The 26,415-nt window shown below is 65.3% G+C and carries 25 protein-coding genes and 1 tRNA gene; 16 read left to right on the top strand and 10 right to left on the bottom strand.

Translation table 11 applies throughout. From position 1 onward, the window contains the following. Window positions 1–279 precede the first annotated feature (279 nt). From CK620_RS07100 to CK620_RS07080, 5 genes are all read left to right on the top strand, one after another. Window positions 280–807 (top strand): GNAT family N-acetyltransferase, encoded by a 528-nt coding sequence (locus CK620_RS07100; RefSeq protein WP_095543672.1) that lies wholly within the window; start codon window positions 280–282, stop codon window positions 805–807. Window positions 808–1,045: 238 nt separating this feature from the next. Beyond that, window positions 1,046–2,074: a DnaJ C-terminal domain-containing protein gene (locus CK620_RS07095; RefSeq protein ID WP_095549725.1), complete on the top strand. Its 1,029-nt coding sequence runs from the start codon at window positions 1,046–1,048 to the stop codon at window positions 2,072–2,074. Window positions 2,075–2,107: 33 nt separating this feature from the next. After that, on the top strand, window positions 2,108–2,464 hold the full coding sequence (locus CK620_RS07090) for a chaperone modulator CbpM (RefSeq protein ID WP_095549724.1): 357 nt from the start codon (window positions 2,108–2,110) through the stop codon (window positions 2,462–2,464). A gap of 26 nt (window positions 2,465–2,490) precedes the next feature. After that, on the top strand, window positions 2,491–3,519 hold the full coding sequence (hrcA, locus tag CK620_RS07085) for a heat-inducible transcriptional repressor HrcA (protein ID WP_095549723.1): 1,029 nt from the start codon (window positions 2,491–2,493) through the stop codon (window positions 3,517–3,519). Window positions 3,520–3,610: 91 nt separating this feature from the next. Continuing rightward, window positions 3,611–3,689: transfer RNA gene (locus tag CK620_RS07080), tRNA-Ile, on the top strand. A 159-nt stretch (window positions 3,690–3,848) separates the two neighbouring features. Here the strand turns inward: CK620_RS07080 and CK620_RS07075 are convergent. From CK620_RS07075 to CK620_RS07065, 3 genes are read right to left on the bottom strand one after another with little or no spacing between them, the layout of a single operon-like run. Next, entirely contained in the window at window positions 3,849–4,532 is a 684-nt protein-coding gene (locus CK620_RS07075) for an exopolysaccharide biosynthesis protein (protein WP_095549722.1), read from the bottom strand. A 45-nt stretch (window positions 4,533–4,577) separates the two neighbouring features. After that, a complete protein-coding gene (gene leuB, locus CK620_RS07070) occupies window positions 4,578–5,645 on the bottom strand; it encodes a 3-isopropylmalate dehydrogenase (protein WP_095549721.1) in 1,068 nt (355 codons plus the stop codon). Then, complete coding sequence (locus tag CK620_RS07065) at window positions 5,642–6,145, bottom strand: hypothetical protein (RefSeq protein WP_095549720.1); 504 nt, start codon at window positions 6,143–6,145, stop codon at window positions 5,642–5,644. Before CK620_RS07065 ends, leuB begins: the two co-directional genes overlap by 4 nt. A 171-nt stretch (window positions 6,146–6,316) precedes the next feature. On the opposite strand from CK620_RS07065, the gene CK620_RS07060 reads away from it, so the two are divergent. The 4 genes from CK620_RS07060 to murA all read left to right on the top strand — a co-directional run bounded on the left by CK620_RS07060 (window position 6,317) and on the right by murA (window position 9,723). Further along, window positions 6,317–7,243, top strand: a complete 927-nt coding sequence (locus CK620_RS07060) for an ABC transporter ATP-binding protein (protein ID WP_095539481.1) — start codon at window positions 6,317–6,319, stop codon at window positions 7,241–7,243. A gap of 78 nt (window positions 7,244–7,321) precedes the next feature. Further along, the gene (locus tag CK620_RS07055; protein ID WP_095549719.1) at window positions 7,322–8,101 is read left to right on the top strand and encodes an ABC transporter permease; all 780 of its coding nucleotides are present in this window, start codon (window positions 7,322–7,324) and stop codon (window positions 8,099–8,101) included. A gap of 63 nt (window positions 8,102–8,164) precedes the next feature. Further along, the gene (locus CK620_RS07050; RefSeq protein WP_095549718.1) at window positions 8,165–8,413 is read left to right on the top strand and encodes a BolA family protein; all 249 of its coding nucleotides are present in this window, start codon (window positions 8,165–8,167) and stop codon (window positions 8,411–8,413) included. Between the two features lie 23 nt (window positions 8,414–8,436). Further along, window positions 8,437–9,723: a UDP-N-acetylglucosamine 1-carboxyvinyltransferase gene (murA, locus tag CK620_RS07045; protein ID WP_095549717.1), complete on the top strand. Its 1,287-nt coding sequence runs from the start codon at window positions 8,437–8,439 to the stop codon at window positions 9,721–9,723. A gap of 147 nt (window positions 9,724–9,870) precedes the next feature. On the opposite strand, the gene CK620_RS14045 is transcribed toward murA, so the two are convergent. Together CK620_RS14045 and CK620_RS07035 are read right to left on the bottom strand one after the other, a co-directional pair. Beyond that, a complete protein-coding gene (locus CK620_RS14045) occupies window positions 9,871–10,458 on the bottom strand; it encodes a hypothetical protein (protein WP_179290596.1) in 588 nt (195 codons plus the stop codon). A 204-nt stretch (window positions 10,459–10,662) separates the two neighbouring features. Next, a complete protein-coding gene (locus tag CK620_RS07035; RefSeq protein WP_095549715.1) occupies window positions 10,663–10,980 on the bottom strand; it encodes a Dabb family protein in 318 nt (105 codons plus the stop codon). A 271-nt stretch (window positions 10,981–11,251) separates the two neighbouring features. On the opposite strand from CK620_RS07035, the gene CK620_RS07030 reads away from it, so the two are divergent. The 6 genes from CK620_RS07030 to CK620_RS07005 all read left to right on the top strand — a co-directional run bounded on the left by CK620_RS07030 (window position 11,252) and on the right by CK620_RS07005 (window position 17,970). Next, the gene (locus CK620_RS07030; protein WP_238946055.1) at window positions 11,252–11,830 is read left to right on the top strand and encodes a flavin reductase family protein; all 579 of its coding nucleotides are present in this window, start codon (window positions 11,252–11,254) and stop codon (window positions 11,828–11,830) included. A gap of 59 nt (window positions 11,831–11,889) precedes the next feature. Continuing rightward, window positions 11,890–12,936: a 2,5-dihydroxypyridine 5,6-dioxygenase NicX family protein gene (locus CK620_RS07025; protein ID WP_095542590.1), complete on the top strand. Its 1,047-nt coding sequence runs from the start codon at window positions 11,890–11,892 to the stop codon at window positions 12,934–12,936. 329 nt (window positions 12,937–13,265) lie between these two features. Beyond that, window positions 13,266–14,504 carry an acyl-CoA dehydrogenase family protein gene (locus CK620_RS07020; protein WP_095549908.1) on the top strand — a complete coding sequence of 413 codons (1,239 nt, stop codon included), beginning with the start codon at window positions 13,266–13,268 and terminating at the stop codon, window positions 14,502–14,504. Window positions 14,505–14,507: 3 nt separating this feature from the next. After that, on the top strand, window positions 14,508–15,899 hold the full coding sequence (locus tag CK620_RS07015) for a carboxylesterase family protein (RefSeq protein ID WP_095549714.1): 1,392 nt from the start codon (window positions 14,508–14,510) through the stop codon (window positions 15,897–15,899). 16 nt (window positions 15,900–15,915) lie between these two features. Further along, window positions 15,916–16,905, top strand: a complete 990-nt coding sequence (locus tag CK620_RS07010; RefSeq protein ID WP_095549713.1) for a tripartite tricarboxylate transporter substrate-binding protein — start codon at window positions 15,916–15,918, stop codon at window positions 16,903–16,905. 156 nt (window positions 16,906–17,061) lie between these two features. Further along, window positions 17,062–17,970, top strand: coding sequence for a PaaX family transcriptional regulator (locus tag CK620_RS07005; RefSeq protein ID WP_095549712.1), 909 nt, complete (start codon window positions 17,062–17,064; stop codon window positions 17,968–17,970). A 99-nt stretch (window positions 17,971–18,069) separates the two neighbouring features. On the opposite strand, the gene CK620_RS07000 is transcribed toward CK620_RS07005, so the two are convergent. Both CK620_RS07000 and CK620_RS06995 read right to left on the bottom strand, forming a co-directional pair. Then, complete coding sequence (locus tag CK620_RS07000; protein WP_095549711.1) at window positions 18,070–19,080, bottom strand: alpha/beta hydrolase; 1,011 nt, start codon at window positions 19,078–19,080, stop codon at window positions 18,070–18,072. After that, window positions 19,077–19,742, bottom strand: coding sequence for a LysE/ArgO family amino acid transporter (locus tag CK620_RS06995; RefSeq protein WP_095549907.1), 666 nt, complete (start codon window positions 19,740–19,742; stop codon window positions 19,077–19,079). The genes CK620_RS07000 and CK620_RS06995 overlap by 4 nt, the downstream gene beginning before the upstream one ends. Window positions 19,743–19,923: 181 nt before the next feature. Here CK620_RS06995 and CK620_RS06990 point away from each other — a divergent pair, with 181 nt between their 5' ends. Then, a complete protein-coding gene (locus CK620_RS06990) occupies window positions 19,924–21,060 on the top strand; it encodes a mechanosensitive ion channel family protein (protein WP_095549710.1) in 1,137 nt (378 codons plus the stop codon). A gap of 48 nt (window positions 21,061–21,108) precedes the next feature. Here the strand turns inward: CK620_RS06990 and CK620_RS06985 are convergent, their stop codons facing one another. The 3 genes from CK620_RS06985 to CK620_RS06975 all read right to left on the bottom strand — a co-directional run bounded on the left by CK620_RS06985 (window position 21,109) and on the right by CK620_RS06975 (window position 26,187). Continuing rightward, complete coding sequence (locus CK620_RS06985) at window positions 21,109–22,443, bottom strand: NAD(P)/FAD-dependent oxidoreductase (RefSeq protein ID WP_238946054.1); 1,335 nt, start codon at window positions 22,441–22,443, stop codon at window positions 21,109–21,111. A 24-nt stretch (window positions 22,444–22,467) separates the two neighbouring features. After that, window positions 22,468–23,931 (bottom strand): 2-oxoadipate dioxygenase/decarboxylase HglS, encoded by a 1,464-nt coding sequence (hglS, locus tag CK620_RS06980; protein ID WP_095549709.1) that lies wholly within the window; start codon window positions 23,929–23,931, stop codon window positions 22,468–22,470. 213 nt (window positions 23,932–24,144) lie between these two features. Next, the gene (locus tag CK620_RS06975) at window positions 24,145–26,187 is read right to left on the bottom strand and encodes a sigma-54-dependent Fis family transcriptional regulator (RefSeq protein WP_238946053.1); all 2,043 of its coding nucleotides are present in this window, start codon (window positions 26,185–26,187) and stop codon (window positions 24,145–24,147) included. Between the last annotated feature and the right edge of the window lie 228 nt (window positions 26,188–26,415).

The raw sequence follows: 26,415 nt of genomic DNA, 5'->3' as shown, positions 1-26,415 counted from the left end.
TGCCGACCAGGGCGCACAAAAAGCCCGAAAGTGTAGAGCAAGCACTGAATAATTCAAGAAAGGGTTGTACGAATCGCAGCGCAGTCTGACCGCTGGATTCGTGCCGACCTTCCCGGGCGCGAAAACAGTGCTGAATCAAATGCAGTGCGGGTGCAAGCGGGCGGCGCAATTGTCATCGGATTTTGTCTGTCAAGCCCTTTTGGCTATTGATATTTGCCAGCCCTTGAGTGCAGAATACGCCGTTTTTTCACACACTGATCGTTCTTTTTTGCATTCGTTATGTCTGACATTCAGGTTCGCGCCGCTACGCTTCGTGATGCCAAAGCCATCGCCCAGATCCACACTGCCGCCATGCAAGCCGCTTACAAGGGCTTGGTGCCGGACGAGCACCTGAAGTCCATCAGTCTGGAAAAGCGCATCGCCTACTGGCGTGAAGCCATCGAGTATTGCGAGCCTCAGGTCAAAGTCGCCATCGAGAACGACAAGATCGTCGGCTTCGTCGGCTTTGACCGCTCGCGCGACGAGAAGACCCGCCCCACCACCGGCGAGATCTGGGCCATCTACATCTCCCCCAACCACTGGAACAAGGGCGTGGGCGCTGCGCTGTGGGATGCTGCGCGGGAGGGCCTGCACGAAGAAGGCTGCACCAACGTCACCGCCTGGGTGCCGGTACAGAATGAGCGCGCGTTGAAATTCCACGAAACCGCCGGTTTCGAGCGCGAGGCCAGCAGCGCCAAGATCGCCATGATCGGCGGCACCAAATTCGAGGAAATCCGCGTCAAGCGATCGCTGACCACTGGCCGCTGAAAAAGCCCACCCGCTGCGCTGTACAGGCGCACACCATCTGCATGAACAGGCTGCGCATCGAGGCGCAGCCTTTCTTTTTGGGCAAAATGCCTGTGCTGCTTGACAAGCCCGGCAATGTCCCCATGTGATGGGCGTGATGCGATGCGCCATATGCCTGCTGCTTTGCAAAGCAAGGCCTGAGCGCTCATGAGGGAGATGACAGCAAGCGCCAGCCGCTTGCACCACAGCACAGCAACGCATGGAATACAAGGACTACTACCAAATCCTCGGTGTGGACAAAAGCGCCAGCGCCGACGACATCAAAAAGGCCTACCGCAAGCTGGCGCGCCAATACCACCCGGATGTGAGCAAGGCGCCCGATGCGGCGCAGCGCATGGCCGAGGTCAACGAGGCCCATGCCGTGCTCTCCGACCCTGAAAAGCGCTCTGCCTACGACACCGTTGGGGCCCAGGCTTGGGCGGCAGGGGCGCGCTCGGGCGATGACGTTCGCCCGCCGCCGGGCTGGAATGCGGGCTTTGACTTCTCCGGCCAAGAGGGCGCGCAAGGCTTTGATGGCTTTGGCGGTTTCGGGGGCTTTGGCGGCTTCGATGCCGCAGGCGATGAGGATGCGCGCAGTGCTTTTTTCGAGGAGCTTTTCGGCCGCGCTGCGCGTGCCCGCCAGGGCCAGGCGCGGGGCGCAGCGGCCGGGCCGCTGCGCGGCCAGGACCAGCACGCGCGCATCGAGCTCGATCTGCCCGACGCCTACCAGGGCGCCATGCGCACCCTGACGCTGCGCGGTATGCGCCTGGATGCGCAGGGCCAGCCCGTGCCCGAGGAGCGCACCCTGGAAGTCAAGATCCCCAAGGGCGTCAAGCCCGGCCAGCTCATCCGCCTGGCCGGCCAGGGCAACCCGGGCCTGAACGGCGGCGCTGCCGGCGACCTGTTCCTTGAAGTGCAGCTGCGCAGCGATGCGCGCTGGCAGGTGCAGGGCCGCGACGTGACGCAAAAGCTGCGCGTAGCGCCCTGGGAAGCTGTGCTTGGCGCCAGCGTGCAGGTGCGCACGCCCGATGGCACCACGGTGGAGGTGGGCGTGCCTGCGGGCTCCAACAGCGGCCGTAGGTTGCGCCTCAAAGGGCGCGGCATCCCGGCGGCCAATGCCGCAGGCGCTGCGGGCGATCTGTACCTGGAGCTGGATCTGGCCGTGCCTGGCGCCGTGACCGAGGCGCAGCAAGCTGCCTGGGCGGCGCTGCGCGAGGCCTATCCCGGCTTTGACCCGCGCCGCGCCTGAATCGGAACGAGGACAGAACGAGGAGCCCACGCCATGACGAGAGCAACCACTGCTGTGACGCTGATTTCTGAAGAACTGATTGAGCTGCTCGATGACGCCGCGCTGTCGCTGGAGCAATTTGCCAACGGCTGCCGCATGGCCCCCGACTGGGTGCGCGCGCGCGTGCAGGCCGGTGTGCTGCAGGCCGAAGCGGGCGCCGGCGAAGGCCAATGGCGCTTTGCCAGCGCCACGCTGGTGCGCGCGCGGCGCATCGCCCATCTGGAGCACACCTTCGATGCCGACCCGCAACTGGCCGCATTGACCACCGACCTGATGGAAGAAGTGGCGGCATTGCGCCAGCAGCTGCAGGCCCTGGGCGCCCAGGTGGGGCCGGGGCAGCAGGACTGCTGAAGCGCGCTGCAAGGAAAGATGCCGCCATGCTGGATGAGCGCGCCAAGGTCTTGTTGACCACACTGATCGAACGCTATATCGAGGACGGCCAGCCGGTGGGCTCGCGCACGCTGGCCAAGTCCTCCGGGCTGGAACTCTCGGCGGCGACGATCCGCAACGTCATGGCCGACCTGGAAGAGCTCGGGCTGATTGCCAGCCCGCACACCTCGGCCGGGCGCGTGCCCACGCCCAAGGGCTACCGCCTGTTTGTTGACAGCATGATGACCGTACAGCGCGAGCGCTGGCACGAGCAGCTGCACGAGGGCTGCGCCCCGGCTGCGCTCAGCCCCGACCAGCCCCAGCGCGTCATCGCCAGCGCTGCGCAGCTGCTGTCCAATCTGTCGCAATTCGTTGGCGTGGTCGTGGCGCCGCAAAAAAGCGCTGTGCTGCACCACATCGAATTTCTGCGCCTGTCGGCCCAGCGCGTACTCGTCATCCTCGTCTCGCCCGATGGCAATGTGCAGAACAAACTCGTGCACACCCAGGACGACATCGCGCAAGAGCACCTGCTGGAGGCAAGCAACTACCTCAACGCCCACTACAGCGGCCTGAGCGTCGATCAGGTGCGCGAGCGGCTGCGCGGCGAAATCAACCGCCTGCGCGGCGAAATTGCGGCGCTGATGGAAGCGGCCATTGGCGACCCGGCCAGCACTGCCCAGCCCGCAGGTCAGGATGTGGTCATCTCCGGCGAGCGCAATCTGCTGGCCGTGAGCGATTTTTCAAAGGACATGGACAGCATCCGCCGCGCCTTCGACCTGTTCGAGCAAAAAACCCAGATCCTGCAACTGCTGGACGTGACCGGCCAGGCCCAGGGCGTGAAGATCTACATCGGCGGGGAAAGCCAGACCGTGCCCGTTTCCGAGCTGTCCATCGTCAGCGCCCCTTACGAAGTGGATGGCCAGATCGTTGGCACGCTGGGCGTCATCGGCCCCACGCGCATGCCTTATGAGCGCATGGTGCACATCGTCGACATCACCGCCCGCCTGCTGAGCAATGCGCTCAGCAGGCCCCGATGAGCCTGCGCGCGCGAGGCTTTGGCAGAGCTGATCGCCGCTACAATCGTGGGCTTGCCCAGGCCTGGCGCAGGCTTTGGGGCAAGCGGCACACGGGCCTCTAGCTCATGCTTGGTTAGAGCAGCGGACTCATAATCCGTTGGTGCTGGGTTCGACTCCCAGGGGGCCCACCATATACATCAATGGGTTATGTGCTTTTTTCGTCATTTTTAAATGACGTTTCCCGCAAAGATTCCCGCATTATTTCCCGCAAAAGTTATCGCACTGCAATGTGAAAAAGCCAAGCTTTCGGGCTTGGCTTTTTTGCGTGTGGGCCATCCATCAGATGAAGATCAGATGAAAAAATGGCTGCCGGCTTTCCAGGCAGCCCAGGCCAGTAGCCCGAAGTACACCACCGAGCCCAGCGTGACCAGGTAGCCGCCCAGTACGAGCAGGCCATCGCGCTGGGCCACGCCCAGCGACAGCAGCAAAATGGCGATGCCCGGCAGGGTATTGGAGAACGGCACCAGGCCCAACGGTAGCATCAGCAGCACGGCGGCAAACATGATGGCCAGGCCGTTGAGGTTGCGCATGGGCCCGCCGGTGAGGCGGTGCATGCGCAGCGGTTTGAGGATGGAATCCAGCCTGCGCAACACGCCCAGGCCGCGCTGCAGCACTGGGCGCAGCCGCTCGGCGCTGAGCTGGCGGTCGGCGATGAAGGGCGGCAACCAGGGCAGCCGGCCCAGGCTGATGGACAGCGCAATGAGCAAGATGGCGCAGCCGAACACGGTGGATACGCCCGGGATGGAGACCGGGAAAAGAAAGGGCAGCGTCATGAGCGCGCAAAGCATCAGCAGGCCTTTGTCGCCCATCAAGGCCATGAGCTCGCGCACCGAGAACGAGGGCTTGTCCAGCCGCGCCAGCAGTTGCACCAGCACTTCGCTGGCCGAGAGCTGACCGGCTGGGCCGGGGCTGGCGGTGTGACCCTGGGCGGCGGGCTGGGGTGGTTCTGGCGTTGGGGGCAGGGCGTGGCTCATGGCGTTCTGATGCTGCGGGCTTGCGTGTGTGCCTTGAACAGGCTTTTACAGCGCGGCGCGCACGGCGTCGCCCATTTCGGCGGTGCCGACTTTTTTCGTGCCTTCGCTGTAGATGTCGGCCGTGCGCAGGCCGCTGGCCAGCACTTTCTTGACGGCGGCCTCGATGCGCTCGGCCGCCTCGGGCTGGTTCAGCGAGTAGCGCAGCATCATTGCGGCGCTGAGGATGGTGGCCAGCGGGTTGGCAATGCCCTGGCCGGCGATGTCGGGCGCGCTGCCGTGGCTGGGCTCGTACAGGCCCTGGTTCTTTTCGTTCAGGCTGGCGCTGGGCAACATGCCGATGGAGCCAGTGAGCATGGCGGCCTCGTCGCTCAAGATGTCGCCGAACATGTTGCCGGTGACGAGTACGTCGATGTTCTTGGGCGCCTTGACCAGTTGCATGGCGGCGTTGTCCACGTACATGTGCTCGAGCTGCACGTCCGGGTATTGCTGGTGCACTTCAGTCATCACGTCGCGCCAGAACTGGAAGGTCTCCAGCACGTTGGCCTTGTCCACCGACAGCACTTTTTTGCCGCGCTTGCGTGCGGCCTGGAAGGCTACGTGGGCGATGCGCTCGATCTCGGGGCGGCTGTAGCGCATGGTGTCGAAGGCTTCTTCGTTGCCGGGGAAGTGCCCGTCGCTGGCGGTGCGGCGCCCGCGCGGCTGGCCGAAGTAGATGTCACCGGTAAGCTCGCGGATGATGAGGATGTCCAGCCCAGCCACCAGCTCGGGCTTGAGGCTGGAGGCGTGGGTGAGCTGCTCATAGCAGATGGCGGGGCGGAAGTTGGCAAACAGCCCCAGCTCCTTGCGCAGCCCCAGGATGGCCTGCTCGGGGCGCAGGTGGCGCTCCAGCGTGTCGTACTTGAAATCGCCCACGGCGCCAAACAGGATGGCGTCCGCTTGCTTGGCCAGCTTCAGCGTGGCCTCGGGCAGCGGGTGGCCGTGCGCGGCGTAGGCCGCGCCGCCGACCAGGGCTTGCTCCATTTCGAGCGGCAGACCCAGGGCCTGGAGCACCTTGACGGCTTCGGCGACGATTTCGGTGCCGATGCCGTCACCGGGGAGGATGGCGATTTTCATGTGCTGTGCTTTCGTTGGTGTTGGGAAATGGCGTGGATGAATTTGTGGCGCCACAGCATCCAACCACGCTGGATGTAGGTGGCAAAAAAGCCATAGGGGTGGCGGCGCACGTCCCGGCCTTGCAGGGCCTGGGCAATCATGTCCAGGTGCTCGCTGTTCCAGGCCCACAGGGTGCGGCCGCCGACGCTGATTTGGTGAAACAGCGGAGGCAACTGGGCGTAGGCCACGCCCTGCGCGCGATACAGGCAGGCGGTGCAGCGCAGGTCAAACGGCTGGTCCCACAAGGCGTTGCCGTCAGCGGCGATGCGCACATCGTCATCAGGCATGGCATCGAGCAGAGCCGGCGGCGGCGTGGCCAGCGCGCGCTGGCCACAGCGTGGGCAGCGCACATCGAGCTGCGCAGGGCGTTGGCGATGGTCGTAACGGACGTGGCTGGCGCCGCCACTCAGCCAGGAGCGCGTGCGCTGCCGCTTGGGTCGGGCGGCGGGCCGGGATGGCAAAACAGGTAGGGCAGGCACGAAGATGGCTGGAAAAAATGGGCGAACAGGCAGCGGCGACCGGGCCTGGGCATCATGCGCGGGGCATTGTATCGGTTGCGCCTGGCCGATCCATGCCCGGTTGCGGGCGGGCAGGGCGGCAGATCAGGCCTTGACCTACAATCGGCGCCCACCATGACCCATGCCGCCGTTTCCTTTCAGTCCGTCAGCAAGATCTATCCCACGCCGCGAGGCCCGTTTCAGGCCTTGCATGAGGTCAGCCTGGAGATCCGCGAAGGCGAATTTCTTGGCCTGCTGGGGCCCAACGGCGCGGGCAAGACCTCGCTGATTGCCATTCTGGCTGGGCTGGCCAAGGCCACTTCGGGCACAGTGACGGTGCAAGGCTTCGACGTGCAGCAAGACTACGCTCAGGCGCGCCGCCGGCTGGGCATCGTGCCGCAGGAGCTGGCCTTTGACCCATTCTTCTCGGTGCGTGAGACGCTGCGCTTTCAGTCCGGTTATTTCGGCGTGCGCCGCAATGAGGCCTGGATCGACGAGCTGCTGCACCACCTGGGGCTGAGCGACAAGGCCGATGCCAATATGCGCCAGCTCTCGGGCGGCATGAAGCGCCGCGTGCTGGTGGCGCAGGCGCTGGTGCACAAGCCGCCGATCATCGTGCTGGACGAGCCCACCGCCGGTGTCGATGTGGAACTGCGCCAGACGCTGTGGCACTTCATCGACCGCCTCAACCGCGAAGGCCATACGGTGCTGCTGACCACCCATTACCTGGAGGAGGCCGAGGCCCTGTGCCATCGCATTGCCATGCTCAAGCGCGGCCGCATCATCGCTCTGGAAGACACCACCGCCTTGCTGGCGGCCGCCACGCAAAGCGTGTTGCAGTTCAAAACCGATCAGCCGCTGCCCGAGGCCTTGGCGGCACAGGCGCGTGTGACGGGCCGCGTGGTGCAGATTCCGGCGCGCGAGCCCGGTGATGTGGAGCGGCTGCTGGCGCAGCTGCGCGAAGCGGGTGTGCAGCTGCAGGACATGGAAATCCGCCGCGCCGATCTGGAAGATGTGTTCGTCTCCATCATGGGCGAGTCGCCAGACGGCAGCGGCCACTGACCCCCATCCTGCCCGCGCTGGCCGCCCGGCCTGGCGCCACCCCAGCCCCTCTCTTGCTCTTTGCCTTTTCCATCGAACATGCCCCCGACCCCCGCCCCACCTTCCTTTGGCTGGCAGATGCTGCTGATCAAGGAGGTCAAGCGCTTCTGGCGCGTGGCTTTCCAAACCATCGCAGCGCCGGTGCTCACGGCGCTGCTGTACCTGATGATCTTTGGCCACGTGCTCGATGGCCGCGTCACCGTCTATGGCGGTCTGAACTACACCAGCTTTTTGGTGCCGGGCCTGGTGATGATGAGCGTGCTGCAAAACGCATTTGCCAACAGCTCCTCCTCGCTGATCCAGAGCAAGATCACCGGCAACCTGGTGTTCTTGCTGCTCACGCCACTGTCGCATCGCGCCTGGTACGTGGCCTTCGTGGGCTCCTCCATCCTGCGTGGTCTGGCCGTCGGGCTGGGGGTGATGCTGGTGACGTTGCTGTTCACATCCTTGCGCCTGGCCCATCCGCTGTGGGCGCTGCTGTTTGCCATCATCGGCGCGGGCCTGCTGGGCACGCTGGGCTTGATCGCCGGGTTGTGGGCTGATAAGTTCGATCAGCTCGCCGCTTTCCAGAACTTTCTCATCATGCCGATGACATTCCTCTCCGGCGTGTTCTACTCCATCAACTCGCTGCCAGCGCTGTGGCAGGGCATCAGCCACCTCAACCCGTTCTTCTACATGATTGACGGTTTTCGCTACGGCTTTCTGGGGCACAGCGATTTCTCGCCACTGTTGAGCCTGGCCATCACCGGCGGCGCCTGGGCGTTGACGAGCTGGCTGGCGCTGCACCTGCTCAAGATCGGCTACAAAATCCGCCATTGATGGCCGCACGCCGCCCAAGGCCTGCTGCCCTCGCCCCGTTCACTCACACACATTGCCTCTGCCATGACCGCCGAAGAACTTCAATCGCTGATCCAGCAAGGCCTCGAATGCCAGCACATCGAGCTGCAAGGCGATGGCCGCCATTGGTTTGCCACCATCGTCTCATCCGCCTTCGAAGGCTTGGGGCTGATCCAGCGCCAGCGTTTGGTCTATGCCACTTTGGGCCAGCGCCTGCACACCGATGAGGTGCACGCCCTGTCGATGAAAACGCTCACGCCCTCGCAGTGGCAAGCCCAGCAGAACGCGCAATAACCTTTGCCGATTGAACAAAGACCATGCAACAACTGTTGATCCGTGGCGGCCGAGCCCTGCAGGGCGAAGTGCCCATCTCCGGCGCCAAGAATGCGGCGCTGCCGTTGCTGTGCGCAGCCTTGCTCACCAGCGAGGCCGTGACGCTGCACAACGTTCCGCGCCTGCAGGACGTGCGCACCATGCTGCAGCTGCTGCAGCACATGGGCGTGCAGGCCGAGCACGATGCCCAGGGTACGGTGCGCTTGCGGGCGCAACAGCTGGGCGAGCCCGAAGCCCCTTATGAGCTGGTGCGCAGCATGCGCGCATCCATCCTGGCGCTGGGGCCGCTGATGGCGCGCGCCGGCCGCGCCACCGTGGCCCTACCCGGCGGCTGCGCCATCGGCTCGCGCCCGGTGGACCAACACATCCGCGGCCTGCAGGCCATGGGGGCGGAGATCGCGGTCGAGCACGGCAACATCGTCGCGCGCCTGCCCCAGGGCATGTCGCGGCTGCGCGGCGCGCACATCACCACCGAGATGGTCACCGTCACCGGCACGGAAAACCTGCTCATGGCCGCCGTGCTGGCCGAGGGCGAAACCGTGTTGAGCAATGCCGCGCTAGAGCCCGAAATCATCGACCTGGCCGAGATGCTCATTGCCATGGGCGCGCGCATCGAAGGCCATGGCACAGCCACCTTGCGCATCCAGGGCGTGGAGCAACTGCAGGGCTGCAGCCACAGCGTGGTGGCCGACCGCATCGAAGCGGGCACCTTCCTGTGCGCTGTGGCCGCCACCGGCGGCGACGTGTTCTTGCGCGGCGCGCGATGCGAGCACCTGGGCGCCGTGCTGGACAAACTGCGCGACATGGGCGTGGACATCGAGTGCAAGCCGCAGGGCATCCGCGTGCGCAGCCCGGGAGCGGCCTCGGGCAAGCTCACGGCGCAAAGCTTTCGCACCACCGAATACCCGGGCTTCCCGACCGACATGCAGGCGCAGTTCATGGCGCTCAACTGCGTGGCGCAGGGCATCTCAACCATCACCGAAACCATCTTCGAGAACCGCTTCATGCACGTCAGCGAATTGGCGCGCCTGGGCGCGCACATCCAGGCCGATGGCAAGGTCGCCGTCATTGAAGGCGGCGCCCAGCTCAGCGGCGCGGCCGTCAGCTCCACCGATCTGCGCGCCTCGGCCTGCCTGGTCATCGCCGGCCTGGTGGCCGATGGCCAGACCATCGTGGGTGAACTGCACCACCTCGACAGGGGCTACGAAGCCATCGAAACCAAACTGCGCGGCCTGGGCGCAGACATTGAGCGCAGCAACACGGCTTGTTGAGGTGTGCAACGCTGCGCCGGCCTGTGCGCATGAAAAAAGCGGCTTGCCCACAGGCAAGGCCGCTTTTTTCATGTCTGGGCAGCAGCCTCTGGCCACTGCGATGCCTTGCACCGGCGCTGGCCGGCCAAAGGCATCAGGCGATCAGCATCAGGGCAGACGCACGTCCCACTCATGGCGCTCCACATACGTGGGGTAACCACGAGGCGCATCATGGCACTCGGAGAACAGCTTGCCATCCTGAATGACGGCCACGCACTTCTCGACCACCGGGCCATTGGGGTGGCGCTTCTCGTCGATCAAGTCCACGCGCGTGCCATCGGCCAGCTGGCCCTGGCCCACTACGCTCAGGTATTCCACCTCTTTCGGGATGGTGTGCAACACCGTGCCCGTGCACTGTGGGTTGTTGTAGGCCAGGGTGTGTTCCTGGCGCTCGAAGAAGGTGGCGGACTTCTTCGTCACCACATCCACATCCCATTTGTAGTAACCGGCGCTGCTCCACTCGCAGCGTTCATCGTGCTCCCTCCAGGTGCCCGAGTAGTCGAACAAAGCTGCCGCAGGCTGCTGCGGGCCTGGCGCTGGCGCAGGTGTCGGTGCCGGGGTGGGCGCAGGCGTCGGCGCAGGTGTGGGCGCCGGTGCCGGAGCAGGGGCCGGAGCGGGAGCAGGGCTGTCCGAGCCGCCGCCACAGGCAGTAGCGCCAAGACCAACCAGAAACGCCAGCAGGAATGCACGGTTCATGGGGAAATCCTCCAAAGTATGTTGAATGAGAGCGTGGCACCCAAGCCGGAGCCCAGGCAGCGCATAAAGAACCGATGATAGGCCGTGACCTTTAAATCAAGCCTGAAGCCCGCGTTCATCAAGGGTTTAGGCTTGCCAAGAGCGCAGGCGCGCGCCTATTGCCGCCGACTGAGGCCATGGGCCAGGCACCGAACGACCCTGGCTTCAGGCGGGCAGTGTGGACAGGCTGGCGGGCCAGGGAGTGTCGAGCACGACGATTTCCCGGACATGGGGCTTGAGCAGTTGCATCAAGGCATCGTGTTCAGGGCTGACGCGATAGGCGCTGAGGTGGCCAGGGCTGGCAAAGACGGAAAGCAGGGCATGGCTGTACTCGGCGGAGGTGGAGGAATGGTTTTTCACCAATTCATAGCGAAGCAGGCCTTCGCAAAGGGCGGGCATGCGCCGGAATGCAGTGTCGATGTGTTGCTGCAGCTCGTCGGATGGAGTGGCGTGGAAGGCCATCAGGACGATGTGTAGTTGCATCGGGGATCTCCTTGTAGCGGCGGCGACATTACAGAGGAGGGCTTGTCGCCTTGGGATTGTCTGCATGATGCAGAAAAAAATGTGTTCATCGATATTGTTGCGATCGTCAGCGTTGGAAGACATTCTTTGCCAAAGACCAAAAAGGCGTCTCTCTGATCGGAGCGGACGCTGTTCCAATTCTTAGGTTGATGTTGATATCTTTGGCGCATGGGGAGTTAGGTGTTAACCCCTGTTTTGCGTATCTGCTTATTGCATTAATCTTTCGATCGTCATGAATGTATGGATGTTGGGGATGTGTCTGATGGAAGGGGTGGGGGAGATGTGCAAGTCGGTGATGCTTGATGGCAAGCGGGTGCGAGATGCGTTCAGCCGCTTTCCTTCGGGAGTGGCGGCCATTGCGGCACGGTGCGAGGGGCGCTTGCAGGTGCTGGTCGCATCGAGCTTCACGGTGGGGGTCTCATTGGATCCTCCGTTGGCTGGTGTTTTTGTGCAAAAGGGCTCATCGACCTGGAGGGTGCTTGTTCGAGCTCCTCGGTTGGGCGTGTCCATCCTGGGGGCCAAGCATGCGGCCATTTGCCGGCAGTTGGCCTGTCGCGACAAGGAGGTGCGGTTTTGCGGAGTGCCAACGCGGGAGACTCCGATGGGGGCTGTGCGGATCGAAGGGGCTTCGGTCTGGTTCGATTGCAGCGTGCATGCCTTGCACGATGCGGGGGACCACGATGCCGTGCAGCTGCTGGTGCACGACTTTCGCATTGATGAAGCGGTGGATCCGCTGGTGTTTCACTGCTCTCGATTCACCCATTTGATGCCACCGGTGCAGCAGGCGTCTTGTGCGGGTGGTGCGCCTTAATGGGTGGGTCTGCCGATTGTTTTTGCTATCGAGGCCAGGGACGGCGAAGGGGGTGTGTGATGTTGATCGAGCGTGTGGAAGGCAAATGGGTTGCCGACTTTGTGCAGGTGTTCGGTTTGTGCAAAGTTCGGCGCGGCGAGGTGGCGGCAATTTTGTCGGAGTCGCAGTCGCGCTCGGTGTTGGTGGAGCTGGCTGAGCTGGCGCTTGAGCAAATGGGGGCGAAGGTGTTTCATGTCCGCTTGCCCTCGCCGCGGCTGAAGGAGGCGGCGCCGTTGCGCTCCACGGGCACCTCACTGGCCATCGAGGGTCTGGAGCCGGTCATTGCGGCCTTGTCTTCCAGTGACTTCATCGTCGATTGCACGGTGGAGGGTTTGCTGCATGCGGTGGAGCGCACGGCTTTGCTGGCCAGGGGCGCGCGCATCATGATGATCAGCAACGAGCACCCGGAGATTCTGGAGCGGCTCAAGCCTTGTCCCGTGGTGCATGAGAAATGCCAGCTGGGCGCGCAGATGATTACCGATGCACGCACCATGCGCGTCACATCCCGTGCCGGCACGGATCTGACGGTGGACTTGACACAGGTGCCTGGCCGGGGCAGCGCCGGCATTGCGGATCGTCCAGGCAGTTTTGGCTATTGGCCTGCAGGCCTGTGCATTTGCTATCCCAGCAATGGCAGCGTCAACGGCACGCTGGTGCTCGATTGTGGGGATGTGAATCTGACCTTCAAGCGCTATCTGGAGGCGCCGGTGACGCTGCGCATCGAGAACGACTTCGTCGTTGCCATAGAGGGCGATGGACTGGACGCGCAATTGCTGTGCTCGTACTACAGCAGTTGGGAAGGTCGTGATGCCTATGCTATCAGCCACGTGGGTTGGGGCATGGCGCCAGCGGCGCGTTGGGATGCATTGGTGATGTATGACAAGCGCGATACGAACGGTACGGAACTGCGCGCCTTTGCCGGTAATTTTCTGATCTCCACCGGAGCCAATCCGGCCGCTGGGCGCTTTACGTCCTGCCACTTCGATTACCCCATGCGCAATTGCACGGTGAGCCTGGACGGGCAAGAGGTGGTGCGCGAAGGTGTGCTGCAAGGGGTATTGGCCTAGTGTGCTGCTGTCTGCTGCAAATGCCTGCACATCAAACTGCGCCTTGCCCCGACGCGAAAGCCATCGGTTCGATTGTGGGCAGGCGCCTGCGGGACAACACACAGGGGGTGCTCTGCATGAATCAGCGGCCAGTGTGCGTTGCGGTTCGGGATGGAGCGCGAGGCGCGAGGCGCGAGGCGCAGCAACGGCCTCGGCCATTGCGAGGATGAAGTCACGAAGCGGGCTGCCCGAATTCGCAAATGCACACGACGCGGCGATTCGTGCAGAGCATCCCCAGGGCCTGTTCTCGCGAGATTCGATTGAAGATGATTGACAAGGAAGGAGAGGCCATGACTGATGTGACTGCAACCCATCAACGCCTGACTGTTACCCAGGCGCCTGTGCCCGACGCGACGGCAGAGCTGATTGAGCGTGTGCATCAGGTCGGAGCGCGACTGCGAGAGCAGGCAGTGGTTGCCGATCGCGAGCGGGATTTGCCCCTGGCCAGCGTCGAGGCGCTGGAGCAGGCCGATGTGTGGCGCATTTCTGCGCTCAAGCGCTATGGTGGCTACGAGGGCGGGGCGCGCATGCTGCTGGATGTGGCCAGGACGGTGGCCTATTACGATCCTGCGGCTGCCTGGTGCGTAGTCATCTCCAACGGCTCGGTCATGCTGGCCAATCGCTTTGGCGATGCCGTGCTCGACGAGGTCTTTGCCAATGGGCCGATTCGCGCAGCCTCCATCTTTGCGCAACCACAGGGCACGGCCACGCCAGATGGTGATGGCTGGCGTATTACCGGCAAGTGGCCATTTGCCTCCAACAGCAGCCATGCCGAGTGGGCGCTGGGCATTCTGTTCATCCAGGATTCCGAGGCGGCACCAGCGAACCAGACTGTGCCGCAGGTGGGCTTTGTGCTGATGCACCGCAGCGAATACAGGCTGGAAGACACCTGGTTCACGATCGGCATGCGCGGCTCGGGCTCCAACACCATGGCGACCGAAAACCTCTGGGTGCCCAGAGATCGGGTCATCACCTTTGAGCAATTGATGGGCCCCGGAATGGAGCAGGATGGCTCGGCGACCTTCGGGCGTCGGCTGACACCGCATCTGACCATGTCCACCACGATCCAGGCCCCCTCGCTGGGCGCTGCCTATGCTGCGCTCGATCACGTCGTCGAGCTGGCTGGCAAGCGTGGCATCACCTATACCCACTACAAACGGCAAATCGACTCGGGGGCCTTTGTGCAAAACCTGGGCATGGTCAGTGCCAAGGTGGATGGCGCGCGCCTGCTGCTGGAGCGCGCGGCCGATGCGATTGATGCGGCCGCGTGCGGCGTCGTCCCCATTCCGCTGGAATACCGGGCCGCGCATCGGGGAGGCATTGGCCATGCTGGACATGAATTGGTCGATGCCGTCAACGATTTGTGCTGGTTGCATGGCACAGCCGCTTTTGCCGAGAACAGTCTGCTGGGCCGCATGTGGCGTGACATCAATACGGGCACCCGCCATGCCTCCATCACTGCCCCGATGGGGTATGAGCTGCACGGCAATGCGCTGACGGGCACGCCCTATATTTCATTGAAGCTGTAAACGATGCGCACGGTCGTGGCTTTCCCCTCATCCCAGGCCCGGGTCGATGGCGTGGACGTCCAGGCTTGGTATGGCCTGCGCTATGCACATGCGCCCAGGCGCTTTGCGCCTGCCGAGGCGGCCGGCGGGCAATTGTCGGTGCAGTGCCTGCAGCAAGTGCCCGTGTTCCCCCAACTGCCGAGCCGGCTGACAGCAGCCATGGGCGAGGGGGGAGCCAACCCGCAGGACGAAGATGCCTTTTTTCTGAACGTCTGGGCGCCTGCGCAGGCCCAGGGTCTGCCTGTTTTGCTGTTCATTCATGGCGGGGCGTGGATGACCGGGGGCGGCAGCATGGCCTGGTACGACGCCACCCGCCTGGCGGCCCAAGGATTGGTGGTGGTGAATGTCAATTACCGGATTGGCGCGCTGGGGCATTTGGGATGGTCGCAAGCGCATGAGCTGCCATTGCCTGCAGCCGATCTGTTGCTGGCGTTGCAGTGGGTCGCCGAGCATGTGCATGCCTATGGCGGTGATGCCGGCCGCATCACGCTGATGGGGCAGTCCGCTGGCGGCTGGTATGCGCATCTGCTGTCGGTGCTGCCGCAGGCGCGTGGAATGCTCGATCGCGTGGCGCTGCTGAGCATGGGGGTGAGACAGCCTTGGCCAACCGAACGCCAGCGCATGGTGACTGCTGCGGCAGCAGCGCGCGTCGCCGATCTGAGCAGTGGAGGCGCTGATTTGCATTCAGCGTCAGCTGCGCTGGTATTGCGTGCCGGCCTGAGTGCCTTGCCCCACGAAGCTTTTCGTTTGGGGTATGCAGCGGCGGCTTTTTTGCCAGTGGCCAGTGCGGGCCTGCCGCAGGGCCTGCTGGAGCCAGGCTGGGCGGCTCAGGCATGCCACGCCCGGGCCGTGTATTTGCGCCATACGGCCGATGAATGCGCAGCTTTCTTTTTTCAAACACCAGCGCAGCGGCAGGTAACGCAGCAACAGGTCGATGAGGCGCTGGCGAGCTGGCCCGCGGCCGATTTGCCTCCCAGCTTGTGCCGGCACGGGCGATTCTTGGGGGCGCAAAGTGGGCTGTCCCCGTACCGTCAACTGGTTGCTGCCGCGTCGTGGCGGCAGTTCCAGCGTTTCCCGCATGAATACGCAAAACAGTTGCGGCAATTGGGCAAGTCAGTGCAATTGGCACGGTTTACGTTGGAAAGCCCGCTGGACGGTTTCCATAGCGGGCACTGTCTGGATCTGCCTTTTCAATTCGGCCAGTTGAGTGCCTGGGCGGATGCGCCCATGCTGGCTGGCCTGCGGCTGGAGATGCTTGAGGCGGTGTCACGCCATTGGATGGCCGAGATTGTGAGTTTTACCGTGCGCGACCTTGCGCCCCACGCGCCTGCAAACGGCGTGCCTTTTGCCACTTGAAAGAAAGGGTTCTGTCATGAGCAAGCTTTACATCACCCGTCGCCGCGTGCTGAGCGCAGCAGGTTTGGGCCTCCTGGGCATGAGCCTGGCTCCAGCGAGGGCGCAGACGTCTCAAATTCGCATCCTGGTCGGGTTTCCGGCCGGTGGCAGCACCGATGTGGTGGCGCGCGTACTGGCCGAAGGCATGGCACGCATCCTGGATCGCCCTGTGATTGTGGAGAACCGGCCTGGCGCGGGCGGGCAGATTGCGGCCAATGCGCTGAAACAGGCCCCGGCCGATGGCGCGACGCTGTTGCTTTCCAACAGCCATGCACTGTCGATGATTCCGCTGACGGTGCGCCAACCCGGTTATGAGACGCACCGGGATTTTGCGCCGGTGGGCCTGGTGGCCATCTCGCCCGATGTGCTGGTGGTCAACCCGGAAATCGTGGGTCAGGTACACGATCTGGCCGGGCTGATGGCATGGATGCGCGCGCAGCCAAAGCAGGCCAATATCGGCGTTCCCGCACCTGCCAGTGATCCGGAGTTCGGTGTGCACATGCTCTCCAATCACTACCAGTTGGCGCTCAGCCCCGTGCCGTACAAAGGGGATGCGCCCATCGTGCAGGATTTGCTGGCCGGGCAGATTCCTGCTGGCATCGGCTCGATTGCCGTCATGCTGCAGCACGTCAAGGCCGGGCGCCTGCGCATCATTACCATCAGTGGGCCGCAGCGTTTTGCGCTACTGCCGGATGTGCCCACCTATGTGGAGCAGGGCGTCAAGGGCTATGGCATCAGCAATTTCGTCTCGGCATTGGCCCCGGCCGGGACGCCCCGCGAGATGATTGCGCGCTACAACGCGGCCATTGCCCAGGTCGTGCAATCGAGCGCTTTTGCGGAAAAGCTCTCTGAGCTGGCCATTCAGCCCAGCAGCAGCACGCCCGAGGAGCTGCAGGCGCGCATCCTTGCGACGGATGAGGCATTTGCGGCAATGGTGAAGATGGCGGGCTTTCAGAAGCCCTCTTGATGAGCGGCCCTGTCATCGCCCGTGATGCGCCCGGTCGCAGGCCGCGCTGGGCATTGGCCCCATGGCTTGAAAAGCAGGGCGGCGGGCAGAAGGCTCGCCCCGGGACATGGCAAGCAGGAAATTGGCCGCTGGCAAAGGTCAATAGAATCGTCTGCCATGAAACACCCCATCGCCCTGGATGAGTTCATCGCCGGCCGCGCCCATGAGGCGCACGAGCAGCCGACGCACTATCGGCTGGTCATGACGTTTTTCGGCATTTATGGCCGGCCGGCCGGCTCGGCCATCCCCATTGCCGCCGCTGTGCGCATGCTGGCAGAGCTCGATTGCGAGCCGTCCAGCATTCGTTCCTCCATCTCACGGATGAAGAAAAAAGGTGTGCTGGTCAGCAAAAGCACCCCGGCGGGCAATGGCTATGCGCTATCGGATGGCCTGGAGCCGCACATGCGCGCAGGGGATGCGCGCATTTTTTCATCACGCCCCATGGGGGTGGGCGATCCGTGGCTGCTGGTGTCTTTTTCCGTGCCGGAGAGTGAGCGCCAGTATCGCCACAAAATTCGCATCGGCCTGGCGCGCCTGGGGTTCGGCAGCGTGGGGGCGGCGCTTTATATCGGCCCGGCGCGCTTGCGGGAGGAGACCATTGAATACATCCGCGAGCATGGCCTGTGGGACTACGTGGAGATGTTCACTTGCCAGCCCTGTGGCTTGGGTGATCTGCAGGCCAAGGTCGCGCGCTGGTGGAATCTTCAAGCGCTGGGCAAGGAATATCAAAGCTTCGTCGAGCCCTATCAGGCCGAGCTCGAGCGCTGGCAAAAGCGCATGCGCCAGGGGCAGTTCAGCGCGCAGGATGCGTTCAAAAGCTACCTGCCCATGGTGACGTGTTGGCGCCGGCTGCCCTATCTGGATCCGGGGTTGCCGCTCGAGTTGCTGCCGGCCAATTGGATCGGCATCACGGCGCGCCGTGTGTTCAACGACTTGCATCGTTTGCTGGCCCCCTTGTCGCAGCAATACTACGAACAGGTCATGGCCGAGTATCTGGGAGACATGGATGCCGGCATGCAGGCATAAGCGTTGGCCCTACAGGGAAGGCATGGCGGGGCTTCGTCACGCCCAGACCTGTCCAACCGCGCATGGTTGCCGCCCGTGGCAGAGGCTTCGAACGGGCGCTCAAGCCCGCATGAACTGGCCCATGCGCTGATAGACCGCATCGCAGGCATCGGGCACCAGGGCCTGCATGTTCATGAAGGCGTGGATCATGCCTGGCAGGTGCCAGTGTGTGCATTGCACGCCCTGGGCCTGCAGCTGCTGGGCATAAGCGTAGCCTTCGTCGCGCAGCGGGCAGAAGCCGGCCGTGAACAGCAGCGTGGGCGGCAGCGCGGCGGTGGCGGGCATGTGCAGCGGCGAGGCGGCGCGGCGCTGTGGTGGCTGCGCGTTCTGGAAATACTGCTCGAAGTACCAGCGGATGCGCCGCGCATCCAGCAGGTAGCCGCTGCCGTTTTCCTCGATCGAGGGCAGGGCCATGGTGTAGTCCAGGCTGGGGTAGATCAGGATCTGGCGCGCAAAGCGCAGCTCGGCGCGCTGCTGGGCCAGCGCGGCCAGGCTGGCAGTGAGCGCGCCGCCGGCCGAGTCGCCGGCCACGGTCAGCCCACCGGCCAGCCCCCCAGGCAGTGCCAGGCCCTGCGCGGCCAGCCATGCGGGCAGTGCCGCCAGGGCCTGTGCGCAGTCTTGCAGGCCCTGCGGGTAGGGGTGCTCCGGGGCCAGGCGATATTCGAGTGCGAGCACACGGCACTGTGCCTGTATGGCCAGGCGGCGGCAAATGGGGGCGTACACGGCGATGCTGCCGGCCATGTGGCCGCCGCCGTGCAGGTACAGGCAAACGGGCAGGCTGGCCTCAGCCGGTGCGGGGTCGTACAGGCGCAGGGCGATGGGGCCATCGGCGCCGGGCAGCGTGGCTTCGTGCACCTGGGCGATGTCTGGGCCGGGGGCGCACAGGGAGTGGGTCAGCCCGGCCAGGCCATCGCGCGCCAGTGTGGGCGTGAGCTGGGCCGATTGCAGCGGGGCATCGGGGCGGTTGGCCTGCTCCAGCAGGCCAGCCAGGCGGGCATCGGGCGCGGCAGCGCGGCGCGGGCATTCGGGGGCGGTGGCTGGGGCAATGAGCATGGTGCGTTTTGAAGTCATGACTTGAACAGGCTGCGGGCCAGGAACCAGGCCAGGCCCCACATCATCACGGCGACCAGGCCATCGAGCCAGATCCACAGCCGTGGCGTGTTGATGCGCTGGCCCAGCCAGGCCGAGGCGCCGCCCAGGCAGGTGAACCACAGCAGCGATGCGGCCATGGCGCCAAGGCCGAACACCATGGCCTGGCTGCCATAGGCCAGCGAGGCCGAGCCGATGAGCACGGCCGTGTCCAGCCAGGCATGGGGGTTGAGGCAGGAGAACGCCAGTGCCGTGGCCATGGCCTGGCCCCGGCCCATGAGCGGCGCAGCGGGCGCCTGCACCAGATCATCAATGGCCTGGGCGGCGGCATCCTGGTGGCGTGCCGTGCGCTGTGCGCGCCAAAAGCGCTGCAGCGCCTGCCAGCCGTACATCAGCAAGAACAGCACACCGGCGCCGACCAGCGCGCCATGCACCTTATCGGGCATGTGACCGAACTGCGCCAGCCCGTACACGCCGATGAAGATCAGCAGGCAGTCGGCGGCCACGCTCATCAGCACGGTGAGCAGCACGTGCTGGCGCAGCAGCCCCATGCGCAGCACGTGGGCGTTTTGCGGGCCAATGGCCATGATGAGCGACAGCGACAGCGCCAGACCGGAGAGAAAGGTGGTGGTGGAAGAAGGCATGGTGGCGGGCAGATGGGCGTGGGGCGCCAGCATTCTATGGATGGATGGCGCGGTTAACATCGCCCGCCCGGCGGCAGTGGCTTTTTGGGCGCCTGCAGCGCGCGCCCAGTGGCCGGGCCGATCACGCGTCAGGGCGCGCTGTTCGGGCTGTCATTGCGGACTGTGACTCAACATTTGCTCTATGCGCTTGCTTGCTTCTTATCTTCAGGTTTCCAGCGATCCCAGCATCTGGGCCGTGCAGCTGTTTGCCATCGTGTTTGCCACGGTGTGCTGCAACTTCGTGCTGCTGCGAGTGCTGGATTTTTTTGCTCGCGTCACCAGCCATACACGTTCGATCTGGGACGATGCGCTGTTGCAGGCGGCGCGCCTGCCGCTGCGGCTGATGGTGTGGGTCATTGGCCTGTCGGCCGCAGTGGCCTTGCTCAATGCCATTGAGCGCAATGCGCTGTTTGCGCATGTGGATGCGGCCCGGCGCGTGCTGTTGATTGCCATTGCGGCGCTGTTCGTGTTGCGCTTTATCCGCAACATGGAGGCGAACCTGACCGATGCCCAGCGCAACCAGCGCCCGGTGGACAAGACCACGGTGTATGCCGTGGGCAAGTTGCTGCGGTTGTCGGTGGTCATCACGGCGGCGCTGGTGGCTTTGCAGACGCTGGGGTTCTCCGTCTCGGGCGTGTTGGCTTTTGGCGGCATTGGCGGCATGGCCATTGGTTTTGCCGCCAAGGACATGCTGTCCAACTTCTTCGGCGGGCTGATGATTTATTTGGACAAGCCCTTCACCGTGGGCGATTGGATCCGCTCGCCCGATCGCCAGATCGAAGGCACGGTGGAGGACATCGGCTGGCGCATCACGCGCATTCGCACCTTCGACAAGCGCCCGCTGTACGTGCCCAACTCGCTGTTCACCAGCATCGTGGTGGAGAACCCTTCGCGCATGCTGCACCGGCGCATCCACGAGACCATGGGCATCCGCTATGAGGATCAGCACAAGATGGCAGCCATCTGCGATGCGGTACGCGCCATGCTGCGCAGCCACCCGGACATTGCCACGGAGCAAACCATCATCGTGCACTTCAATGCCTGCAGCGACTCCAGCCTGGATTTCATGGTCTATTGCTTCACCAAGACGACTGAATGGGTGCGCTTTCACGCCATCAAGGAGCAGGTGATGCTCAAGATCATGGACATCGTGGCCGAGCATGGCGCGCAGTTTGCCTATCCAACGCGGTCGTTGTTTCTGGCCGGCGATGCGCAGCACGCGCCGGTGCAGTTGGCCAGCGTGGCCACGGGCGGCGCAACGCAGCAAGGCTCTGACTGAACAGGCTTTAACGCTACGAGTTGCAGCCTCGCCTTGCCGGCAAGGGATTCAGGCCGAAGCCGGCGGCCGCAGGCGGTCGGTGGCGTGTGCCGCCAGCGCGCCGTATTCGTAGGCCGCTTCGCGCAGCGGCTTGAGTGCGGGGCGCTGTGGCTCGGTGACGGGCACGGGCAGTTGCGTGGCGTCGATCTGGCCCAGTATCAGGCGCGCCAGCTCGCGCCCCAGCGTGGTGCCCGGGCCAATGCCGCGGCCGTTGTAGCCGCTGAAGCTGATGGTGTTGTGCGCCAGTTGGTGAAAGCGCGGCAGGGCATCGCCGGTCATGCCGATCTGGCCGTACCAGGCGTGTTCGAACTCGACCGGCCCCAGCTGCGGAAACCAGCGCGCCAGCACCTTGCGCCCCCAGTGCGGATGCAGCTGCGCGCCCAGGCCGCGCAGCGCGCCAACGCTGCCCAGCACCAGGCGACTGGTGGCATCGCAGCGCAGCGAGGCCAGCACCTGGCGCGTATCCCAGGCGCCGTAGCCCTGCGGCAGGATGCGCGCGCGCTGCTGCGCACTCAAAGGACGGGTGGCCAGATTGAAGTAAGGCAGGCGGATTTGCTCGCGCTGCAGCTGCGGCCACAGCGCGCCGGTATAGGCATCGGTGGCCACGATGACCCAGGGCGCACGCACGCGCCCAGCGGCCGTATGCAGCAGCCAGTGGCTGCCTGCGTCCTCGGCGGCGCTGACGCGGCTGTGCGTGTGGATGCGCGCGCCTGCGGCCATGGCCGCGCGCGCCAGGCCGCGCGCATAGGCCAGCGGCTGGATGGTGCCGGCGCGCAAATCCAGCAGGCTGCCGTGGTAGAGCGTGGTGCCCGTGGCCTGGGCCGTGGCCTGGGCGTCGAGCAATTGCACCGGCGCGCCCAGCGCCTGCCATTGCTGGTGGCGCTGGCGGATTTCCTCCAGCCCGCTGGCGCCGACAGCGCAATGCAGCGTGCCACGGTGCACGGCCTCGCAGTCCATGCCGTGCTTGTCCACCAGCGCGTAGACCAACTGCGGCGCCTGGCCCAGCAATTGCAGCAGGCGCGGGCCGTAGATGGGGCCGAGCAGCTCGGGCAGGCGCTGGGGCATGACCCACAGGCCTGCGTTGACCAGGCCGACGTTGCGCCCGGCAGCGCCAAAGCCGATCTCCTGGGCCTCCAGCAACACCACGCGCGCGCCGCCTTCGCTCAAGTGCAACGCGGCGGACAGCCCGGTGTAGCCCGCGCCGACGATGGCCACGTCGGCTTCGGCCAAGCCTTCAAGCGCGCTGGTGGCCGGTGCGGGCGGGGCGCTGGCGGCCCACAGGCCGTGGCTGCGGCGGCGATCCTGCACTTGCGGCGCAGGGCTTGGCTTGGGCAAATCGGTCATGGCGATGGTGTGCGGCTTAGCCTGTCAGGCGCAGGCCGCGGCGGCGGCGCGGCATTGCGCAAACTGCTGCTGCAGCTGCTGCAGCGAATCGGCCTGGGCGCGGGCGTAGAGCTCGATCTCATCGAGCACCGGCGCCTGTAGCGCCTGCTCGAACGCGGCCTGGGCGGCGTTGGCGGCATAGCTTTTTTGCTCGGCGCCGCCCAGATTGGATTGGAAGATGCCCGCCGCGCTGACGGGCAGGAAGTCTTCATACGTTATGGGGCTGGCCTGCACCGCGCCGCAGGCGATGGCCTGCTCCAGATCCAGTGGCGCATCGTTGGCCTGGGCCAGGCGCTGCAGCTGGGCGGCATCCAGCACGCGGTAGCGGAAAAACGCCAGCCCCTGCTGGCGCAGCTGCTGCAGATCGTCCGGGAACTGGGCGAACACGGCCTGCAGACGCTGGGCATAGCCGGCGTCGGAGCTGCCGACGTTGCCGATCTCGCGCACGCGCGCCAGCAGCGCGTCGTAGAGCTGGCGGCCCTTGCGCGTGAGCGCTGCGCCGCGTTGCTCGATCTCGCCAAAGCGCGCCGTGTGCGTGCCGGCGCTGGCCGTGGCATCGGCGCCCACGAAGCGGATGGGCTCCTGCAGCGCCTTGAAGCTGGTCTGGCGCAGCAGGATCGGGTGTTGGCGCGCAGGCGGGCCCTCGACCACATCCTTGGCAGCCATGCCGCGCTCTGGCATGGCGCGCTGCACGGCATCGATGTCCAGCGTGCGCGGTGTGAGGTGGTTGATGTGCGGGCCCTTGAAGCACACCACATCGGCAATCAGGCGGTGCGCATCGTGCAGGCGCTGGTAAGTGGCCGCATCCACCGTGGCTTCGCTGTGCCAGCGGAAGGTGTGCAGCACCTCGGCAACGAACTCGTCGGCCTGCGCCTGGTCCAGGCCGCCGTTGCGTTCGGCCAGCTCCAGCAGCTCGATGGCGCGCGGCGTGAAGATGCGCCGCTGCGCCAGGATCTGCGCGGCCTGCTCGCGCAGCGCAGCATCCTCGATCAGCTCCAGGCGCAGCAGCGAAGTGAAGATGCGAAACGGGTTCTTGCGCAGCGCCTCGTCACTGATGGGGCGAAAGGCCGTGGAATGCACGGGCACGCCAGCGACCGACAAATCGTAGTAACCCACCGGGTGCATGCCCATGACGGCAAAGATGCGCCGCGCCATGGCCAGCTCCTGCGCCGTACCCAGGCGGATGGCGCCGTGGCGCTCCAGATTCAGGCGTTCGAGCTCCTGCTGCGCAGCCAGCGAGGCTTGTTCCTCGGGATGCTGCTCCAGGTATTGCGCATTGACCTGGACCACCAGCTCCAGCAAGGCGCCGTACTGCGGCACCTCATCGCGGTACATGGCCGACATGGCGCTGGAAAAGCGCGTGCGGATTTCATCGGGGCTCAGATGCGCCGCGCCGGGCGTGGTGTTGTGGGCGGATTCGGAAGTGGCAATGGATGCGTTAGATGTCATGGCAGGGGACACATCGTCAACCGCCGGGCGCAAAGCCCTGCGCCCAGGCGGCAGTGATCAGCAGATGGGGAAAACAAAACAAAAGCAAAACGCAATGCCAGCGGGCAAGGCAATGAGCCCAACCCGCGCAGCAAAGGGTGTGGATTCTCTGCTGCGGCCCAGACCTCGTCAATCAAGCGCGCAACTGCAGCGACAGGGCCTGACTGCAATTGTTCAGCGCTGACGCTTGAGGTGTCGGTACAAGGTGTTGCGGCTGATGCCCAGGTTGCGTGCGGCTTGGGAGATGTTGCCGCCGGCTTCGGCCACGGCGCGTTGCAGAGCCAGCAGAGTGTGCTGTGCCAGCGGCATGGTGCCGGTGGCGGGCTGCTCTGGCATGGGCTGGGCAGATGAGGGCAGGCCGTTTGGCTGTGGCGCGGGTGGGGAGTGTGGCGTTGACGGCTGTTGCAGCTCTTGCCGCAGGTCTTCAGGCAGGTGTTGCCAGTCGATGTGCGGGCTGTCTGTGGCCAGCACGGCGGCGGTGCGCAGCACGCTGTCGAGCTGGCGCAGGTTACCCGGCCAGGGGTAGTGGCGCAGGGCGGGGGCAAGTTCATCGCCCAGTGTGGGGCAGGTGGTGCGGCCTTGTTCGCGGGCGTGTTGCTGCAGCAGGCGCTGGGCCAGGGCATGCCAGTCGCTGCGCTGGCGCAGCGGCGGCAGGTGCAGGGTCAGGCCGTTGATGCGCCAGTACAGATCGGCGCGCAGGCGCCCGGCGGCCACTTCGGCTTTGAGGTCGCGGTGGCTGGCGCAGATCAGGGCAAAGTCCACGGCCACCGGCTGGCCGCTGCCCAGCGGCGTGACCTGGCGCTCTTGCAGCACGCGCAGCAGCCGCGCCTGCAGCGTCAGGGGCATGTCGCCGATTTCGTCCAGCAGCAAGGTGCCGCCGTGGGCCTGGCGGATCAGGCCGGGCGCGCCTTCGCGCCGCGCGCCGGTGAAGGCGCCTGGGGCATAGCCGAACAGTTCGGCTTCGATGAGGTTTTCCGGCAGGGCGGCGCAGTTGACGGCCACCAGTGGCTGCGCGGCGCGGCCGCTGGCCTGGTGGATGGCGCGGGCCAGCACTTCCTTGCCAGTGCCCGATTCGCCGTGCAGCAGCACGGCGATGGGGTGATCGCAGACTTTGGCGGCCTGCTCCAGCAGGTTGCGCCATTGGGCATCGCCGGTGTCCAGCGCTTGCAGTGGGGTGGGCAGGGCGCTGGGCCGGCGGGAGGTGTCGGGCTGGGCGGGCGTGGCGCAGGCCGTGTCCTGGCGGCGCGCAGGGCTGGCCAACCTTGCGCGGGCATGCAGCTGTGCGGGCTGGCCTGGGGCAGCGCGCTGCAGCACCAGTGGCTGCGCCGCCTGGGCGCTGCGCAGCAGTTGCTCCAGGTCGGTCTGGAAGAGGCGCTGCAGATGCAGTTGCCCCAGCCGGGCCGCCTGCAGGCCCAGCAGCTGCAAGGCAGCGGCGTTGGCGCCGGCGATCATCCCTTGCTCGGAGATGGCCAGTACGCCTTCGGCGGCGGTGCCCAAGCCTTCGGGCAGCGGGTGCAGATGCAGGCGCAGTTGATGACCGTGGCGGGCCTGGAACAGGCGGTTTTCGATCATGTGCGCGGCCGTACACACCATGCCGAGCAAGTGGGGCGAGGCCGGGCGCCGCTCGCCGGAGAAGTCCAGCACGCCCAGCACCTGTCCATCGGGCGCCCGCACGGGCGCAGCCGCGCAGGAGAGAAAGCCGTTGCACTCGAGGAAGTGCTCGGCCCCGTGCACCATGACGGGGGCGGCTTCGGCCAGTGCGGTGCCGATGGCGTTGGTGCCGCGGTGCGCCTCATGCCAGGAGGCGCCGGGCGCCAGCGCCACGCGCTCGGCGCGTTGCAGGAAGTGCAGATCGCCCAGGGCGTGCAGCAGCAGTCCATCGGCATCGGCCAGGATGACCATGCCGCGATGTTCCCGCGTTTGGCCCATGAGGTAGTCCATCACCGGGCGGGCGTGGGTGAGCAGCTCGTGCTGGCGTTCGGTGGCGCGGGCCAGCTCGAAGCGGCTGTGGTGCGGCGCGGGGGTGCTGCGGGCGAAGGCGTCCAGCCCGGCCTGGACGCTGCGCTGCCACGAGCGCGAGACGTAAGCCAGCGCTGGCGGCAGCAGCTCTTCGGCCGGCAGGGCTCCGGTCTGCAGTGCGTGGCGCGCCTGTTGCAGCAGCGCGTCGGCGCCCGCGGGCGCCAGGCGCTGGCGTGCGGGGAAAGGCATTGCTCCCATGTTGTGTCTCCTTGGGAAAGCCTGGCTTTTGGGTGCCAGGTCTGTGTGCTGCATGGCCTGGCAGATGGCACGTCAGGCGTGGCACGTCAGGCGTGGAATGTGGGACAGGCCATGGATTGCGCCCCGTCGTTTTGCGGGGCGGCTGGCATCCTAGCACGCGGGCATTTGACCCTGCTGCCACTGCGCAGTTGCGCCGTTTTGGCGCGCCGGGCTGTGCCAAAACGGTAC

Source organism: Vandammella animalimorsus (assembly GCF_002285285.1).
Lineage (GTDB): Bacteria > Pseudomonadota > Gammaproteobacteria > Burkholderiales > Burkholderiaceae_C > Lampropedia > Lampropedia animalimorsus.
This window is presented reverse-complemented; position numbering and strand designations above follow the sequence as displayed.

Coding starts and splice junctions, on each gene's coding strand:
- CK620_RS07100 (WP_095543672.1), top strand. CDS start 280: ATGTCTGACATTCAGGTTCGCGCCGCTACGCTTCGTGATGCCAAAGCC.
- CK620_RS07095 (WP_095549725.1), top strand. CDS start 1,046: ATGGAATACAAGGACTACTACCAAATCCTCGGTGTGGACAAAAGCGCC.
- CK620_RS07090 (WP_095549724.1), top strand. CDS start 2,108: ATGACGAGAGCAACCACTGCTGTGACGCTGATTTCTGAAGAACTGATT.
- hrcA (WP_095549723.1), top strand. CDS start 2,491: ATGCTGGATGAGCGCGCCAAGGTCTTGTTGACCACACTGATCGAACGC.
- CK620_RS07075 (WP_095549722.1), bottom strand. CDS start 4,532: ATGAGCCACGCCCTGCCCCCAACGCCAGAACCACCCCAGCCCGCCGCC.
- leuB (WP_095549721.1), bottom strand. CDS start 5,645: ATGAAAATCGCCATCCTCCCCGGTGACGGCATCGGCACCGAAATCGTC.
- CK620_RS07060 (WP_095539481.1), top strand. CDS start 6,317: ATGACCCATGCCGCCGTTTCCTTTCAGTCCGTCAGCAAGATCTATCCC.
- CK620_RS07055 (WP_095549719.1), top strand. CDS start 7,322: ATGCCCCCGACCCCCGCCCCACCTTCCTTTGGCTGGCAGATGCTGCTG.
- CK620_RS07050 (WP_095549718.1), top strand. CDS start 8,165: ATGACCGCCGAAGAACTTCAATCGCTGATCCAGCAAGGCCTCGAATGC.
- murA (WP_095549717.1), top strand. CDS start 8,437: ATGCAACAACTGTTGATCCGTGGCGGCCGAGCCCTGCAGGGCGAAGTG.
- CK620_RS14045 (WP_179290596.1), bottom strand. CDS start 10,458: ATGAACCGTGCATTCCTGCTGGCGTTTCTGGTTGGTCTTGGCGCTACT.
- CK620_RS07035 (WP_095549715.1), bottom strand. CDS start 10,980: ATGCAACTACACATCGTCCTGATGGCCTTCCACGCCACTCCATCCGAC.
- CK620_RS07030 (WP_238946055.1), top strand. CDS start 11,252: ATGAATGTATGGATGTTGGGGATGTGTCTGATGGAAGGGGTGGGGGAG.
- CK620_RS07025 (WP_095542590.1), top strand. CDS start 11,890: ATGTTGATCGAGCGTGTGGAAGGCAAATGGGTTGCCGACTTTGTGCAG.
- CK620_RS07020 (WP_095549908.1), top strand. CDS start 13,266: ATGACTGATGTGACTGCAACCCATCAACGCCTGACTGTTACCCAGGCG.
- CK620_RS07015 (WP_095549714.1), top strand. CDS start 14,508: ATGCGCACGGTCGTGGCTTTCCCCTCATCCCAGGCCCGGGTCGATGGC.
- CK620_RS07010 (WP_095549713.1), top strand. CDS start 15,916: ATGAGCAAGCTTTACATCACCCGTCGCCGCGTGCTGAGCGCAGCAGGT.
- CK620_RS07005 (WP_095549712.1), top strand. CDS start 17,062: ATGAAACACCCCATCGCCCTGGATGAGTTCATCGCCGGCCGCGCCCAT.
- CK620_RS07000 (WP_095549711.1), bottom strand. CDS start 19,080: ATGACTTCAAAACGCACCATGCTCATTGCCCCAGCCACCGCCCCCGAA.
- CK620_RS06995 (WP_095549907.1), bottom strand. CDS start 19,742: ATGCCTTCTTCCACCACCACCTTTCTCTCCGGTCTGGCGCTGTCGCTG.
- CK620_RS06990 (WP_095549710.1), top strand. CDS start 19,924: ATGCGCTTGCTTGCTTCTTATCTTCAGGTTTCCAGCGATCCCAGCATC.
- CK620_RS06985 (WP_238946054.1), bottom strand. CDS start 22,443: ATGACCGATTTGCCCAAGCCAAGCCCTGCGCCGCAAGTGCAGGATCGC.
- hglS (WP_095549709.1), bottom strand. CDS start 23,931: ATGACATCTAACGCATCCATTGCCACTTCCGAATCCGCCCACAACACC.
- CK620_RS06975 (WP_238946053.1), bottom strand. CDS start 26,187: ATGGGAGCAATGCCTTTCCCCGCACGCCAGCGCCTGGCGCCCGCGGGC.